This is a genomic window from Paraburkholderia eburnea, from assembly GCF_002917095.1.
Taxonomy (GTDB): Bacteria; Pseudomonadota; Gammaproteobacteria; order Burkholderiales; family Burkholderiaceae; genus Paraburkholderia; species Paraburkholderia eburnea.
The window spans coordinates 188,513-204,507 of the sequence record NZ_PQGA01000002.1; the positions used below are offsets into that span (position 1 = coordinate 188,513).

At 63.5% G+C, this 15,995-nt stretch carries 14 protein-coding genes; 9 read left to right on the forward strand and 5 right to left on the reverse strand.

What is annotated here, in order from left to right:
• Positions 1-631: 631 nt before the first annotated feature.
• The 4 genes from B0G62_RS05375 (at position 632) to B0G62_RS05390 (ending at position 5,270) form a co-directional block, all read left to right on the forward strand.
• Complete coding sequence (locus B0G62_RS05375; RefSeq protein ID WP_103703150.1) at positions 632-2,329, forward strand: methyl-accepting chemotaxis protein; 1,698 nt, start codon at positions 632-634, stop codon at positions 2,327-2,329.
• A gap of 18 nt (positions 2,330-2,347) precedes the next feature.
• Positions 2,348-3,199, forward strand: coding sequence for a CheR family methyltransferase (locus B0G62_RS05380; protein ID WP_103703151.1), 852 nt, complete (start codon positions 2,348-2,350; stop codon positions 3,197-3,199).
• Positions 3,186-3,686, forward strand: coding sequence for a chemotaxis protein CheD (locus B0G62_RS05385; protein ID WP_103703152.1), 501 nt, complete (start codon positions 3,186-3,188; stop codon positions 3,684-3,686). Before B0G62_RS05380 ends, B0G62_RS05385 begins: the two co-directional genes overlap by 14 nt.
• A 90-nt stretch (positions 3,687-3,776) precedes the next feature.
• Positions 3,777-5,270 (forward strand): chemotaxis protein CheW, encoded by a 1,494-nt coding sequence (locus B0G62_RS05390; protein WP_103703153.1) that lies wholly within the window; start codon positions 3,777-3,779, stop codon positions 5,268-5,270.
• 24 nt (positions 5,271-5,294) lie between these two features.
• Here B0G62_RS05390 and B0G62_RS05395 read toward each other — a convergent pair whose 3' ends face one another.
• Together B0G62_RS05395 and B0G62_RS05400 are read right to left on the reverse strand one after the other, a co-directional pair.
• Complete coding sequence (locus tag B0G62_RS05395) at positions 5,295-6,305, reverse strand: DUF2891 domain-containing protein (RefSeq protein WP_103703154.1); 1,011 nt, start codon at positions 6,303-6,305, stop codon at positions 5,295-5,297.
• 71 nt (positions 6,306-6,376) lie between these two features.
• A complete protein-coding gene (locus B0G62_RS05400) occupies positions 6,377-7,126 on the reverse strand; it encodes a TetR/AcrR family transcriptional regulator (RefSeq protein WP_103703155.1) in 750 nt (249 codons plus the stop codon).
• Between the two features lie 237 nt (positions 7,127-7,363).
• On the opposite strand from B0G62_RS05400, the gene B0G62_RS05405 reads away from it, so the two are divergent.
• The 4 genes from B0G62_RS05405 to B0G62_RS05420 are packed head-to-tail and all read left to right on the forward strand — an operon-like array spanning position 7,364 to position 13,051.
• Positions 7,364-8,545 carry an isovaleryl-CoA dehydrogenase gene (locus B0G62_RS05405; protein ID WP_103703156.1) on the forward strand — a complete coding sequence of 394 codons (1,182 nt, stop codon included), beginning with the start codon at positions 7,364-7,366 and terminating at the stop codon, positions 8,543-8,545.
• A 44-nt stretch (positions 8,546-8,589) separates the two neighbouring features.
• Positions 8,590-10,197, forward strand: coding sequence for a carboxyl transferase domain-containing protein (locus tag B0G62_RS05410; protein WP_103703157.1), 1,608 nt, complete (start codon positions 8,590-8,592; stop codon positions 10,195-10,197).
• Between the two features lie 37 nt (positions 10,198-10,234).
• Positions 10,235-11,020, forward strand: coding sequence for an enoyl-CoA hydratase/isomerase family protein (locus B0G62_RS05415; RefSeq protein WP_103703158.1), 786 nt, complete (start codon positions 10,235-10,237; stop codon positions 11,018-11,020).
• Positions 11,021-11,041: 21 nt separating this feature from the next.
• A complete protein-coding gene (locus B0G62_RS05420; RefSeq protein ID WP_103703159.1) occupies positions 11,042-13,051 on the forward strand; it encodes an acetyl/propionyl/methylcrotonyl-CoA carboxylase subunit alpha in 2,010 nt (669 codons plus the stop codon).
• Positions 13,052-13,104: 53 nt separating this feature from the next.
• Here the strand turns inward: B0G62_RS05420 and B0G62_RS05425 are convergent, their stop codons facing one another.
• Positions 13,105-13,563, reverse strand: coding sequence for a carboxymuconolactone decarboxylase family protein (locus tag B0G62_RS05425; protein WP_103703160.1), 459 nt, complete (start codon positions 13,561-13,563; stop codon positions 13,105-13,107).
• A 75-nt stretch (positions 13,564-13,638) separates the two neighbouring features.
• On the opposite strand from B0G62_RS05425, the gene B0G62_RS05430 reads away from it, so the two are divergent.
• Complete coding sequence (locus B0G62_RS05430; protein WP_103703633.1) at positions 13,639-14,145, forward strand: MarR family winged helix-turn-helix transcriptional regulator; 507 nt, start codon at positions 13,639-13,641, stop codon at positions 14,143-14,145.
• A gap of 15 nt (positions 14,146-14,160) precedes the next feature.
• On the opposite strand, the gene B0G62_RS05435 is transcribed toward B0G62_RS05430, so the two are convergent.
• The gene (locus tag B0G62_RS05435; RefSeq protein ID WP_322789229.1) at positions 14,161-14,850 is read right to left on the reverse strand and encodes a CDP-diacylglycerol diphosphatase; all 690 of its coding nucleotides are present in this window, start codon (positions 14,848-14,850) and stop codon (positions 14,161-14,163) included.
• Between the two features lie 315 nt (positions 14,851-15,165).
• On the reverse strand, positions 15,166-15,969 hold the full coding sequence (locus B0G62_RS05440; protein WP_103703162.1) for a transporter substrate-binding domain-containing protein: 804 nt from the start codon (positions 15,967-15,969) through the stop codon (positions 15,166-15,168).
• Positions 15,970-15,995: the final 26 nt, after the last annotated feature.

Below are 15,995 nucleotides of genomic sequence, written 5' to 3' on the forward strand. Positions count from 1 at the left end.
AATTGCACCGTTTTTTCGAGTTGTTACAAAGGAAAGGGCGCGTGGGCGACCCAGTGCTTCGTTATGTCCCTATCGGCGTGCAAGCTGCGGCTTCATGGCGCGATCCATCGGCTTCGCGCGTCGGGATACCGCGCAGGGGCCTGTTCGTGCGGGGATGCCTTGTAATAATTGGACATCGGTGGGGACATGGTGCTGGGGCGATCTGGCAGCACGATCTTTTATTGAAACCACGAGCGCGCGTATTTCAATGCCCCTATGAAATTAATTGCGGCGCAGGATATTTTCGACCCTATATTTTCATCGCGTGCCATTTTTCCTGAATAATTTGAAAGAAAATAAAAATCGCTGCGCCCTCAATGCCCGTAAACACGGAAAAGAAAACGTTTGCCTTGGAGAAAACCCTAGTCAAGCCTCGCACTATCTGGGACGTTATAGCGCTGGTAGGGAAAGCCAGTTTGCCGTTGGTGGATTCGCCACGCATTAAAGCGATTCGGCTAAGCCGAACGTTAATAAACACATTACAAAAGCCATTGAGAGAGCGCCTGCAATATGAGAAAGGGGTTGCCGGCACTACGCGGGATTGCGCCTGAAAAGCCAGGTCTCGCGGACCACAAAACTACGAGGGAAAACGATGGAACATTCGACGCCGGACCGTGAGCTCGAACTGGTCGAGTTGAGCGCGGTAAGCGCCGCACTCAACCGGGTGCAGGCCGTGATCGAGTTCGATCTGCAGGGCATCATCCTGCACGCCAACGACAATTTTCTGAAGACGCTTGGCTACACGCTGGAAGAAGTGCGCGGCAAGCACCACCGGATGTTCTGTGATCCTGAATATGCGCGTAGCGATGCTTATCGTGCGTTCTGGGATCGTCTCGGCCGTGGCGAGCTGGACCGCGGCGAATACCGGCGCCTTGGGCGCGACGGCCGCGAGATCTGGATCAACGCCTCGTATAACCCGGTGCTCGATAAGCAAGGCCGCCCGTACAAGATCATCAAGTTTGCCACCGACATCACGCAAGCCAAGCAGGAGCATGCCGAATCAGCAGGGCGTCTGCGCGCGATCGACAAGGCCCAGGCCGTGATCGAGTTCGATACCGCGGGTATCGTGCTGCACGCGAACCAGAACTTCCTCGACACGCTCGGCTACCGTCTCGACGAAATCCAGGGCAAGCATCACCGCATGTTCTGCGAAGAAGCGTACGCGGCCGCGCCCGAATATCGCGAGTTCTGGGCCAAGCTCAACCGCGGCGAGTACGACATGGGCCGCTACAAGCGCATTGGCAAGGGCGGGCGCGTCGTGTGGATCCAGGCGACCTATAACCCGATCTTCGACGTGAACGGCCGTCTCTACAAGGTCGTGAAGTTCGCCAACGACGTGACTGCACAGGTCGAGTTGGAAGAGAGCGTGAAGCACCGCGCCGAAGACGATCAGCGCAAGGTTGAAAAGCTGCTGGAAACCGTGCGCAAAGCGGCGTCGGGCGATCTGAGCGGCGAAGTGAACGTGCAAGGCGACGAGCCGATCGACCAGCTTGCCGGCGGCATCAAGAGCATGATGAGCGACCTCGCGGGCGTGATCGGCAAGGTGGTGGAATCGGCGGGCACGTTCAAGGATTCGTCGCAGGACATCGCGGCGCGTGCCGATACCGTCGCGGGCGGCGCGCAGTTGCTCGGCGCGACCGTCGAGGAAATGAACGCGTCGATCGAGGAGCTGACCGCGTCGATCAATTCAATCGCCGACAACTCGCGCGGCGCCGATCAACTCGCCAAGGACACGCAGCAGGAAGCGGAACGCGGCTCGAAGGCCGTTACGCGCTCGATCGAAGCGATGGAGCTGATCAACCGTTCGTCGGAAGACATCGGCGAAATCATCAAGGTAATTGGCGAGATCGCGAGCCAGACCAATCTGCTCGCCTTCAACGCGGCGATCGAAGCGGCGCGCGCGGGTGAGCACGGCCTGGGCTTTTCGGTGGTGGCCGACGAAGTGCGCAAACTCGCGGAACGCTCGTCGCAGGCGACCAAGGAAATCTCCAAGCTGATCAACGAGTCGGTCAAGCGCGTCGCGCAAGGCAGCGAGATTTCGAAGCAGGCTGGCGAGGCATTCGAGCGCATCCTGAGCGGCGTGAGCCGCACCACCCAGGCGATTTCTGAAATCTCCTGCGGCGCCGACGAACAGCTGGTCGCCGCGCGCGAAGTGGCCGCCGCGATCCAGCAGGTCGCCGAGGAGACCGAAAAGTCGGCCGGCGCCTGCGACACCATTGCCCGTGCGGCGGCCTCCCTCAAGGGCGGCGCCGAAGGCCTCGACAAGACGGTGGCGCGCTTTGTCGTCTGACGCGCGGGGGCAACGGCAATGGATATCGATAAGGATGTCGAAGCATCGGTGCAGCGTGCGCTGATCGAAAAGGTGCGCCGTCATACGGGCATCGCCATGAACGAGCGCAAGTGGACCATGCTCAAGGGGCGCTTGCGCCGGCGCGTGATGGCGCTCGGTTTGCCGGACTATCGCGACTATCTTCAGGTGCTCGATGCGAGCAGCGAGGAAGTGCGCGATTTCATCGATCTCGTGACGACGAACGAGACCTCGTTCTTTCGCACGCCGCGCATCTGGGAATATTTCGCCCAGTCGTATCTGCCGCAATGGCACGCGGCGCACGCGGGCACGCCGCTGCGCATCTGGTCGGCGGCGGCGTCGAGCGGCGAGGAAGCATGGACCACGGCCATGCTGTGCGAAGAGTTTCGCGCCAGTGAACCGGCGTTTCGCTACGCCGTCGTCGGCACGGACATTTCGGACGGCATTCTGGCGAGCGCGCGCTCGGGCCGCTATCAGGGCCGCAATATCGAAGGCCTGCGTGCCAGCCATCCGGCGCTGTTGCAGAAGTGGTTTCGCAGCGAGGGCGCGCAGGCCACCGTCAACGACGCGCTGCGCGCGCACGTTTCGTTTCGTCAACACAACCTCTATGCGTTGCCGCGCGATCTGGGCCAGTTCGATCTGGTTCTGTTGCGCAATGTGCTGATCTATTTCGACCTCGACGGGCAGCATGCCGTGCTGTCCAACGTGCGCCGCGCGATGAAGCCCGATGCCGTGCTGATCGTGGGCGAGTCGGAGTCGCTCAGCCGTGTGTCGACGGGCTTCACGTTCGAGCAGCCGCTGATTTATCGCAACGGCCGTCCTCGTGAGGAGCGCGACCATGAGCACGCGTGACCTGCAGGTGAAGATGTGCGAGATCGCGGTCAGCAGCGGCAGCGATGCCCGCGTCCTGCGCGCGACGCTGGGATCATGCGTGGGCATCGGGTTGCTGTGGCGCGCGCGAGACACCTATGGCCTGGCGCACTGCTTGTTGCCGCAACCGGTTGGCCATACGCGCTACGCGGTGCCCGGCGCGCAACTCGGCAACGGCGCCAAGTACGTGATCGACGCGCTGCCTGCGCTGATTTCGATGATGGGTGCAGGGTCCGCGCCGGATGGCGAGATCGAAGCCGTGCTCGCGGGCGGAGCCAACATGATGCAGCACCGCACCACGCTGCACGAGCCAATCGGCGAACTCAACGTACGCATGGCGCAGCAAGTGCTGGCGGGTGCGGGCATGCGTGTCGTCCACATGGATGTGGGCGGCGAGTGCGGGCGGCAACTCACCATCGACTGCGAGCAGCCGCACTATGCGGTGCGCCGCTTTTCGCGCCCGGCTTAGGCGGGGCGAGCATAACGCAAATGCGCGCAACGCACGCAACGTAAGCGGCGACATCCGCATCACAACGCTCATATCAAACGGAGCTTGACGATGAATCATCGTTCGCTGGCCGGTAGTGGCCAGCTTGAGCTATACGGGTCGTTTCACCTGGCCGGGACGGAGCTGGCGCTGCCCGTCACCTCGCTCCAGGAAGTGGTCAATCATCCCGGCACGCTCACACCTGTACCGCTTGCGCCGTCCTATCTGCTTGGGTTTTTCAATCTGCGCGGCACGCTCATTCCGGTGGTCGATCTGCGCCAGTTGTTGAATCTGCCACCCGAGGGCGCGACGGGCGTGCGCAAGATCGCCATCGTCGAAACGGCGAATGCGCGCGTGGGTCTGCAATTCGACGCCACGGGCGAGATCCTGCGGGTGCCCAAGGATCAGGTGGTCGCCATTGGGACGGTGGAGGGCAGCGCGCCTTCGGCGATCGGCGCGGTACTGAAGCTCGATGGCGGCGAGCGCATTCTGCAGGTGCTTTCCGCCGCCGCGCTGCTGCAATTGCGCGATGTGCCGCATCTGGCCGAACCGGTTGTGCGTACAACGGAGCGGCGTGCGCAGCAAGGCCTGCGACGTCAGAACGTGTCGTTCAAGGTCGGCGGCACGGCGCTCGCGCTGCCAATGGACGCGATTCAGGAGATCATCCGCGTGCCGGCGCTTCAACACTCGCCGTTTGCCGACGACGTCTGCATCGGCATGCTCAATCTGCGTGGCGCGACGGTGCCGGTGCTCGATTTCGGACGGTTCCTGGGCTTCGCGCGTGCATCCGATTACGAAGTTTCAGCCGATGAGCGGCGCATCGTCGTACTGCGTCGCGATGAACTTTACTTCGGACTGCTGGTGGATGAGGTGGCGAGCATCGTCGCGTATCGTGACGATCAGATTCTACCGATGCCGTCCTATGGCGCAGCGCACCGCTCGCTGTTCGCCGGCTACCTGGCCGCCGACGGCGTGGCGGGCGTGTTGCTCGTGAGCGCCGACGCGCTCTATGAGAACGCGCGCATCGCGGCGGTGGCGGCGGGTCATCGCGATCTCTATCGCAAGGCTACGGAGACTGCCACCGCCGCGCAGAAGCGCGGCAACGGCACGCGTCAAACGATCGTGACGTTCCGCATCGGTCAACTGGTCGGCGTTCGTATCGCCGAATTGCGCGAGGTGATCGACTATCGCGACGACATCGTGAAGACGCCGGGGCTGCCCGCCTTTGTGCGGGGCGTGCTGAATCTGCGCGGCGTGATCGTGACGGTGATCGACGTGCGGGCGATGTACGCGATGCCGCCCTATGAAGACCTCGCGCACGCGAAGATCCTGATCGTCGAGCATCATGGCGAGAAGTATGGCCTGCTGGTCGATTCGGTCGAGGACATCGTCACGCTCAAGGGCGGCACGCAACTGACCATGCCCACGATGCTCACGCGCGGGGCTGGCGTGAACGTGCGCAGTGACATGCGTGAGGCGGTGGAATTGCCGGGGCTGGGCACGCTGATGCTGCTCGACCCTGTATCGCTGTGCGAACGCGTCGCGCTGGAAGCGGCGGCGGCCTGAAGCGGATTTCGTGACTTCCGGCCATCAGGCTTCCAGCGCGAGCGTCGCGAAGGAGGCGAGCCAGTGCTCGCCCATATAGTCGCCGGCTACGTGCGCCCGCGCGGCGTTCAGGTGCGTCTGCGCCGCGTCTTGCAGGACCCCGGCGCGCGCATCGCCTTGGGGCAATACGCGTGCAAGTGTGCGCTGGCACCACGCGCGGCTCAGATTCAATCCATCCAGATGCGCAATCTTGCCGTCGCTGCGATCGGTGACCGTGGCGGGCACGAATAGCGTGACGGGTTCGCGCGCGGCGAGGGCCGGCAGAAAGCGCGTGAACCATGCGTTGAATTCGTCGGCGCTCATCACGCGGCTCATCAAGACCGCTTCCATCAGCGCGGGAGAGAGGAATTCATCGCCCGACGGCTCCCAGGCCTGGCAATAGGCATCGTCCTCGTGCCAGCGGCGCGCCGTACTTTCAATCAGGATTGCTAATGAATTGAGCGATGTTTGCCGCGCGAAATCCAGTGTAAGCGTCAGCGCGAATGCGGTGTTGAAATGCGTGCCCACACGCAGCGGATAAGTCGCCTTCGGCAAGAACTCCTCGAAACGCTCGACGAAAGCCTCCGTAAGCGGCGCGAGTGCGCGCGACCAGCGCAGCGCTTGCGGCGACGCCATGCCGTGCAACTGCCCCGCGAGCGCAAGCAGCCACGCCCAGCCATACGGGCGCTCGAAGTTGCGGTTGTGCGGCAAGTCGAGATAGGCACGCTCGGCGGCCATCTTCTCTTCGGTGAAATGCCCGTCGATCACGGCGACAATGCGCGGCGCTTCGGGCAAATCGGGAAAGCGCGCCAGCAGATGCGCGGCGAGCCAGTAGCCATGCACGCACGAGTGCCAGTCGTAGCTGCCGTAGAACACGGGATGCAACGCGCGCGGCCCCTGCACGTCCTGCGGCCCGGCGAGCGAATGCGTGAGCCTGTTCGGATATTCGCGCGTGAGATGCGCGAGCGCGAGCGAGGCAAAGCGTGAGGCAAGCGTAGCGGTGAGGGTGCTGTGCATGGCGTCGGAGGCGTGGAGGAAGACGCCCGCCAGCTTAGCGCGAAATCCATCCGGGTCGCCGGCGCGCTGCCTCAGTCATATGCGATCGGCCGGTCCGTCTTGCGCGGCGCACGTTCGCGCGCGAGCCGCTGCATCGCTTCGCCCACGTCCTGACTGAATTGCGCGAGCGCGGCGAGTTCGAGATTGGGCGGTTGCAGCGCGCTCCAGAGCACGTCGGCGAGCTGCTCTGCTGTAGCGTCGATATCGGTGCGGCGATTGGCGAGCGTCGCGTCCCACAGCACATGTTCCATCGGCCCGAACACGAGCGAGCGCAACAGGCGCAACGGCATGTCGTTGCGGATTTGCCCGCATTCCTGTCCGCGCGCGAGCACGCGCATGAGCGGCGCGGTGTAGCGCCGCTGCATTTCCATGAGGGCTTCGCTCAGATCGTGATGGCGCGTGCGCCCTTCGGACAGCACCAGTTCGCAGATGCCGGTGCCGCTCTCCAGCATCAATTGCAGATGCATGCGCACGATGAAGTCGAATTGTTGGCGTACCGTGCCGCCGCGCGGTAAGCCGGACTCGATGGCTTCGATCGATTCGTCATACCAGTCGCCGATCACGCGCGCGCACAGCTCGCGCTTGCCACGGAAATAGCTGAACACCGTGGCCTCGGAAATGCCCAGCCGTTGCGCGATCTCGGCCGTCGTCGCGCGGGTGTAGCCCTTTTCGGAGAACACCTCGCGGCCGGCTTCGAGAATTTCCTTCACGCGCTGTTGGGACTTGCGCCCGGCGGGTTCGCGGCGCGAGGCGGGCAGGAGGGTATGAGGGGCGGCTGACATTCTGAGTGCTGTTCATTTAAAGGCGGGATTCGTGCCGATTATGCACGATGTTTCTGGCGTTGCAAGGCATTTGGTAAAGGCTTCGATGGCCTGAAGGAGAAAATATGAGCGACACTCAAAAATACCTATTGACGTTAACGTAAATGTGGCGTGAAATGTGTCCCCGAAGGGCAGCCGCAAGCCGTCATGCAGTCACGGCTTGCGTGCCCAGGCCCGAGCCGACAAAGGAGACACAAGATGAGCAACGTACCCGGTTTGCAGTTCCCGCTTGGCGAAGAAGTCGAAATGCTGCGCGATAGCATCGCGAATTTTGCGGCGAAGGAAATCGCGCCACGCGCGGGCGAGATCGACCGCACCGACCAGTTCCCCATGGATCTGTGGCGCAAGTTCGGCGATCTGGGCGTGCTCGGCATGACGGTCTCGGAGGAGTACGGCGGCACCGGCATGGGTTACACGGCGCATATGGTGGCGATGGAGGAAATCTCGCGCGCCTCGGCGTCCGTGGGCCTGTCGTACGGCGCGCATTCAAACCTGTGCGTGAACCAGATCCATCGCAACGGCACCGAAGCGCAAAAGCGCAAATACCTGCCCAAGCTGGTCTCCGGCGAACACGTGGGCGCCCTCGCGATGAGCGAGCCGAACGCGGGGTCGGACGTCGTCAGCATGAAGCTGCGCGCCGATAAAAAGGGCGACAAATACGTGCTCAACGGCACGAAGATGTGGATCACCAATGGCCCGGATTGCGACACGCTGGTGGTCTACGCGAAGACCGACATCGAAGCGGGCCCGAGGGGCATCACGGCCTTTATCGTCGAAAAGGGTATGAAGGGATTTTCCGTCGCGCAGAAGCTCGACAAGCTGGGCATGCGCGGCTCGCACACGGGCGAACTCGTGTTTCAGGACGTGGAAGTGCCGGAAGAAAACATCCTCGGGCAGCTCAACGGCGGCGTGAGGGTGTTGATGAGCGGCCTCGACTACGAGCGCGCGGTGCTCGCGGGCGGTCCTACGGGCATCATGGCCGCGGTGATGGACGCCGTTGTGCCGTATATCCACGAACGCAAGCAGTTCGGTCAGGCCATCGGCGAATTCCAGCTCATTCAGGGCAAGGTTGCCGACCTCTACACCACGTATCAGGCGTGTCGCGCGTACCTCTACGCGGTGGGTCGCCAACTGGACACGCTCGGCAAGGAACACGTGCGCCAGGTGCGCAAGGATTGCGCCGGCGTGATTCTCTATACCGCCGAAAAAGCCACATGGATGGCAGGCGAAGCGATCCAGATTCTGGGCGGCAACGGCTATATCAACGAGTACCCTGTGGGACGTCTCTGGCGCGACGCGAAGCTCTACGAAATCGGCGCAGGCACGAGCGAGATTCGCCGCATGTTGATCGGCCGCGAACTGTTCGCGGAAACCGCTTAATCATAGTACGCGCCCACAAGCACGAACGTTGCGAGAACAACGAAATGCCGATCATCGAAACGAAACTCAACCCGCGCTCGGACGACTTCAAGGCCAACGCCGCCGCGCTTGAAGCCCTGGTTGCCGATCTGCGCGAGAAAATCCAGAAGCTTTCGCTGGGCGGCGGCGAGGCCGCGCGCGACAAGCACGTCTCGCGCGGCAAACTGCTGCCGCGCGATCGCATCGCGCAACTGCTCGATCCGGGTACGCCATTTCTGGAGCTTTCCCAGCTTGCGGCCTACGGCATGTATAACGACGATGCGCCGGGCGCGGGCGTCATCACGGGCATCGGGCGCATTGCGGGCCAGGAGTGCGTGATCGTCTGCAACGACGCCACCGTGAAGGGCGGCACCTACTATCCCGTCACGGTGAAGAAGCACGTGCGCGCGCAGGAAATCGCCCAGGAAAATCATCTTCCGTGTGTGTATCTGGTCGATTCGGGCGGCGCGAACCTGCCGAATCAAGATGACGTGTTTCCCGACCGCGATCACTTCGGCCGCATTTTCTACAACCAGGCGAATCTCTCCGCGCAAGGCATTCCGCAGATCGCCGTGGTGATGGGGTCGTGTACGGCGGGCGGAGCCTACGTGCCGGCGATGAGCGACGAATCGATCATCGTGAAGAACCAGGGCACGATTTTCCTCGGTGGCCCGCCGCTCGTGAAGGCCGCGACGGGCGAGGAAGTGAGCGCCGAAGACCTCGGCGGCGGCGACGTGCACACGCGACTTTCCGGCGTGGCCGATCATCTCGCGCAGAACGATGCGCACGCGCTAGGCATCGCGCGTTCGATCGTCGGCAATTTGAATCGCACGAAGGTGCCGCCTGTCGCGCTGCGCGAACCGCTGCCGCCGCGTTATGACGCGAAGAGCCTGTACGGCGTGATTCCTGTCGATACGCGCAAGCCTTTCGACGTGCGCGAAGTGATCGCGCGCATCGTCGACGATTCCGCCTTCGACGAATTCAAGGCGCGCTACGGCACCACGCTCGTGACGGGATTCGCGCATATCTGGGGCCATCCGGTCGGCATCGTCGCGAACAACGGCATTCTGTTTTCCGAATCGGCCCTGAAGGGCGCGCACTTCATTGAGTTGTGCGCGCAACGAAAAATTCCCTTGGTGTTCCTGCAGAACATTACGGGCTTCATGGTGGGCCGCAAGTACGAGAACGAAGGCATCGCGCGCAACGGCGCGAAGATGGTGACGGCGGTAGCCACGGCGAAGGTGCCTAAATTCACGGTCATCATTGGCGGCTCGTTCGGTGCGGGCAACTACGGCATGTGCGGGCGCGCCTATTCGCCGCGCTTCCTGTGGATGTGGCCCAACGCGCGCATTTCGGTGATGGGCGGCGAGCAGGCCGCATCGGTGCTCGCCACGGTGCGCCGCGACGGCATCGAGGCCAGGGGCGGCAACTGGAGCGCCGAGGAAGAAGAAGCGTTCAAGCAGCCGATCCGCGACCAGTACGAGCTTCAAGGGCACCCGTACTACGCCAGCGCGCGCCTGTGGGACGACGGCGTGATCGATCCCGCGCAGACTCGCGACGTGCTGGGCCTCGGCTTGTCAGCCACGATGAATGCGCCGATCGAGGATACGCGCTTCGGCGTGTTCCGCATGTAAGCGCCGGCGAGGAGGAGACATCACCATGAACCACGCAATGCGCTATGAAGCGCTCACCGTCGAATTCGCCGGGCATGTGGCGACCGTCACGCTCAATCGGCCGGACGTGCGCAACGCGTTCAACGAGACGATGATCGCCGATCTGACCTCCGCCTTTACCGCGCTCGGCACGCGTGACGACGTGCGTGCGATCGTGCTCGCGGGCAACGGCAAGGCCTTCTGCGCCGGTGCGGATCTGAACTGGATGCGCAAGATGGCGGGTTATTCCGACGAGGAGAATCGTGCCGATGCGCTGCGCCTCGCGCATATGCTGTCGGCGATTTATCGCTGTCCTAAACCCGTGATCGCACGCGTGCATGGCGACGCGTACGCGGGCGGCATGGGTTTGATCTGTGCGGCGGATATCGTGGTGGCGGCCGATACGGTGCACTTCTGTTTGTCCGAGGCGCGCCTGGGTCTGATGCCCGCCACCATCGCGCCGTATGTCATCCGCGCGCTGGGCGAGCAGGCTTCGCGGCGCTACTTCGTCACGGCGGAAGTCTTCGATTGCGCGACCGCGCTGCGTCTGGGCCTCGTGAGCGAAGCCGTGAGCGCTGGCGAACTCGATGATACCGTGCGCCGGATTGCCGACACGCTCTGCGCCAATAGCCCGAATGCGGTGCGTGAATGCAAGCAGCTTGTGCAGGATGTGGCGAATGTGACGATCGACGATACGTTGATCGACGATACGGCGTTGCGTATCGCGCGCATCCGCGCGAGTGAGGAAGGGTGCGACGGCGTGTCGTCGTTCCTCGAAAAGCGCATGCCGCGCTGGCGCGCCTAAGAATCCCTAGCGAGACCCCCCATGTTCAACAAGATTCTGATCGCCAACCGGGGCGAGATTGCCTGCCGCGTCGCGGCTACCTGCCGTCGGCTTGGCGTGAAAAGCGTGGCCGTCTATTCGGATGCCGACGCCAACGCCAAGCACGTCGCCGCTTGCGACGAGGCCGTCCATATCGGCGAAGCGAGCGCGCAGCAGAGCTATCTGCGCATCGAGCGCATCATCGCCGCCGCGAAAGCGACCGGCGCCGAAGCGATTCACCCCGGCTACGGATTTCTTTCGGAAAACGAAGAATTTGGCCGCGCCTGCGAAGCGGCCGGCATTGTCTTCATCGGACCGCCGGTTGACGCGATCGCGGCGATGGGATCGAAGGCCGCCGCGAAGGCGCTGATGCACGCGGCGGCGGTGCCGCTCGTGCCCGGCTATCACGGCGACGACCAGGACGCCGCGCTGCTGCAACGCGAAGCCGACGCAATGGGCTATCCCGTGCTCCTCAAGGCAAGCGCGGGTGGCGGCGGCAAAGGCATGCGTGTGGTCGAGCGCAGCGAGGACTTCGCCGCGGCGCTGGCGTCGTGCAAGCGCGAAGCCGCAAGCAGCTTCGGCAATGATCGCGTGCTGATCGAGAAATACCTCACGCGTCCGCGCCACGTCGAAGTACAGGTGTTCGCAGACAAGCTCGGCGGCGCGGTCTATCTGTTCGACCGCGATTGCTCGGTGCAGCGCCGCCACCAGAAGGTGCTGGAAGAAGCGCCGGCGCCAGGACTCGCCGACGACGTGCGGCGCGCGATGGGCGAAGCCGCGGTGGCCGCCGCGCGCGCGGTGCAGTACGTGGGCGCGGGCACGGTCGAATTCATCATGACGGGCGCGGACTTCTACTTCATGGAGATGAACACGCGCCTGCAGGTCGAGCATCCGGTGACGGAAATGGTCACGGGCCTGGACCTGGTCGAATGGCAGCTGCGCGTGGCGGCGGGCGAGCCGCTGCCGCTCGAACAGTCGCAACTCACGGTGACGGGCCACGCGCTCGAAGCGCGTATCTACGCGGAAAATCCGGCGCGCGGCTTCCTGCCTTCGACCGGCACGCTCAAGCATCTGCGTATGCCGGAGGGCGTCGAATTCCGGCTCGGCGATGCGGGGCAGCGCGCGAGCGTGCGCATCGACAGCGGCGTGCGCGAAGGCGACACCATCACGCCGTTCTACGATCCGATGATCGCCAAGCTCATCGTGCACGGTGCGACGCGCGCGGACGCGCTCGCGCGCATGCGCCGCGCGCTGGAGGAATGCGAGATCGTCGGGCCGCACACGAACGTCGAATTCCTGCATCGGCTGGTGACGTGCGAGCCGTTCGCGAACGCCGATCTCGATACGGGACTCATCGAGCGTCATCACGACGCGCTGTTCGCGGCGCAGAACAAACCGGTGCGCGAGGCGATCGCGCTGGCGTGCGCGGCGCTGATCGGACGCGAAGGCGGCGCGTCGCACAGTGGCTCGCCATGGCAGGCGCTGGCCCATTGGCGCTTGAATAGCGGCTTCACGCAGACGTTTTCGTGGCGCGATGTCGAAAGCGATAGCGCATTGTCCGTGGCGTTCTCGCACGACGGCGGCGCGCAGACGATCAACAGCGCGGGCAGCGACGAACCCTATGCATGGTGGCGCGGCGCGCAAGCGACCGAATACGGCGCGACGATCGGCAATACGCGCGTGACGGGCCGCGTATTTATCGACGGTGACGTGTTCCACGTGTTTTGCCTTGGCACGGCGATGTCATTCGAGTGGCAGAACCTGCTGGCGCACGCAGCCGACGCGGAGCACGGCGAGGGCCGCCTCACGGCGCCGATGCCGGGCAAGGTGATCGCCGTGCTGGTGGAACCCGGTTCGATCGTGGAAAAGGGCACGCCGCTGATCGTCATGGAGGCGATGAAAATGGAGCACACGATTGGCGCGCCGACGGCGGGCAAGGTCACCGAAGTGCTGTACGGCGTGGGCGACCAGGTCGCGGACGGCGCGCAATTGCTGATGCTGGAAGCCGGCTAAAGATCCAGCGCGGGCCTGTTCGCGCAATGCAGCAGGCCCGCATCGATTACCGCTTAAGCCTTGACGGGCGGCGCAAACCGCAGCGCCACGCCAATACGATTCCACGCATTGATATTGGCGATGGCCGTGGTCAGAAACGCCATCTGCTCGCCGGGAAACTGCTCGGCCACCTTCCTATAGAGCGCTTCGCTCACACCCTCATGCAGCTTCGCCGTGAGCTCTTCCGTATAGGCCAGCGCGGCCTGTTCGCGTTCGCTGAAGAACGAACGCGCCTCGTGCCACGCGGACACCAGATCGAGCTTCTCACGCGCAATCGGCAGGTTGCGTGCGATGTTCAGGTGGTACTGGATGCAGAACGCGCAGCCGTTGATTTGCGAAGCGCGAATCTTCAGCAGTTCGGTCAGTGACTTTTCCAGGCCGGAGGCGTCCACGGCCTTGCTCATCGTTACGAGTCCCGCGACCACTTGCGGTGCATCGTGCGAAAACGTTTCATAGGAAATGCGCTGCGACATGACTGGACCTCGCGTCGGTTGGGAGATAATATCAGAGCACGAACATCATATTCGAACACTGACATCATGCGCAATATGACGAAGCGTATACAAAAAATCGGGTCTGGAGACGAATCCGGCCGCGCGCCGGACATTCCCGCGCCAGGCGTTGGCAAACGCGGCGAAAGCGGTTATGTCGGCTATCTGCTGCGCCAGGCGGGCGCCACCCAGCGCCTGCGCATGGAGCGCGCACTCGACGATCTGGGCGTGACGCCGCCGCAATTTGTCGTGTTGACGATGCTCGCGGCTTATCCGGGCGTGTCGGGCGCCGATCTCGCTCGGCTCGCAGCGCTCACGCCGCAAACGGTCAGCGTGATCGTCGCGAACCTCACGCGCAATGCCTTGATCGAGCGCCGGCCGCATCCCGTGCACGGGCGCATTCAGCAGATCGAGGTGACGCAGGCGGGGCAGGGCCTGCTCAAGCAATGCCGCGCGCGCGTGAGGAAGCTCGAAACGCAGATGCTCGAAGGCTTCAGCGCGGACGAAGAACAGGTGATCCGCCGCTGGCTAGCGGCGCTCGCCCGCGAGGACGGCGCCGTTTGAACAACTCAGGGCGTTCTATTGCGCCTTGGCCAGTGCGCAGGAATGGTCGAGCAGGCCTTCGGCCGTGCCCGTGCCGCCCTCCATATCCTGGGCGCTGTTGACGACGAGCCAGCCGTCGCGCGCCGTGTCGGGACCGGCGCCGGTCACGAGAATCGTCTGCGTGGCCATGGCCTGCTGCGGGTCGAGGCCGCGCTCGACCACACGGAAGGGATTGCTGCGATCGGTCAGGCTCGTCACGCGCGTGACGCGATAGCGCTTGCCATCGAGCGTGGCCCAGCGCCATGAACCCGGTGCATCGTGACGATAAGGCGCGAGCGCATCGGCAATATCGTTGCGCATGCAATCGACGTGAATATGCAACTGGTTCTGCGAACGCTGCTGCGACGAGTTGATTTCGAGGCCCAGTTGCGTGGGCGCGAGCGTCATCTTGAGCTTGTCGTCCACATAGCGCCCGGCGGACCATGCCCCCGCCCAATATTCGGGCGAACCGGCGTAGAGAATGTCGGGGCTTTCGATGCCGGAGACGCGATCGGTGGGAATCAGCAGATATTGCGCGCGGCCGCTGATGTCCTTGAGCACCGCGTAGCGCTTCTGGAAATCGACCGTGGTGCACGGCCCCGGCTGGCCCTTGTCGCGCGCGTTCGGCACGCATTGGTCGCCGACGACCTTCCAGAGGCCGTTCGCGTCGAAGGTGGAAAGCCGCACGCATCCTGTAACGGCGAGCGCCGCAATCAGCGCAGCGCCTAAACCGGCGGTCAGCGATGCGAGGCGAAGGCGCCTGAAAGGACGCGACGAATTAGCGTGACGGGTTCGAGACATCGGCGCAGAAAGGGCTGGTGAGGTGAGAACCGCGCGATGCCGCGCGGGCTTGCCTTGCTGCGGGGAGTGTAGCCGAAACTCTGTGACGCGCGCTTGAGGCGCGGTGAAGCCGCGTTGGGGAATCTCTGTTTTTGAAAGCACAACAGCGCCGATCTCGCGGGAGATCGGCGCTGTCGATGCGGCGAGGATCGATGCCTGCGCTTATTGCGCGATCGGCACGGTCACGTCGCTGCCGAACCAATGCATCGAGATCTTCTTGAGCGTGCCGTCCTGCTTCAATTGCGTCAGTGCGTCGTTGATCGCTTTTTCGAACTTCGGATTGCCCTTGCGGAACGGGATGCCCATTTCCTGGTTCGCCCCCTTGAGCACTGCGCCGGGACGCAGCGGCAACTGCGAATTCTTGATGATGTACGGCAGCATCAAACGGTCGTCGATGGTCGCGTCGATGCGCTTCGCGGCCAGGTCGCGCAGCTTCTCGGGCGCGCCGGGGTACGTTTGCACGTTGATGCCGGGCACCGCGCGCGCCATCTGGTCGTAATTGGTGCCGAGCGTCACGCCGATCTTCTGTTCGCCCTTGAACTGATCGAGCGAGGTGAACGTGCGTTTGTCATCGGCGCGCTGGATCAGTTGCGCTGCCGAATACGTATAGGGCTGGCTGAAATCGAGCGCCTGCTGACGTTGCGGCGTGATGGTCACCTGATTGACGATCACGTCGAACTTGCCGGCCTGCAGCGCCGCGATGATGCCGCTCCATTCGGTAGGGATGTATTCGGGCTTGACGCCGAGCTTCGCGGCCACGGCCTTCGCGACGTCGACGTCGAATCCTTCCAGTTCGCCCGCGCTATTGCGCGAGTCGAACGGCGGGTAAGTGCCTTCCAGGCCGATCTTGAGCACGCCCGCCTGCTTCACGCTGTCCAGCAGGTCTTCGGCGTGCGCGGCCACGGCAGTGAAGCCGAGGGACGATAGCGCGAGTGCGCCTGCGAGAAAGAGCTTCGATACCTTCATCACCTGTCTCCTGATCGTTTGTGTAA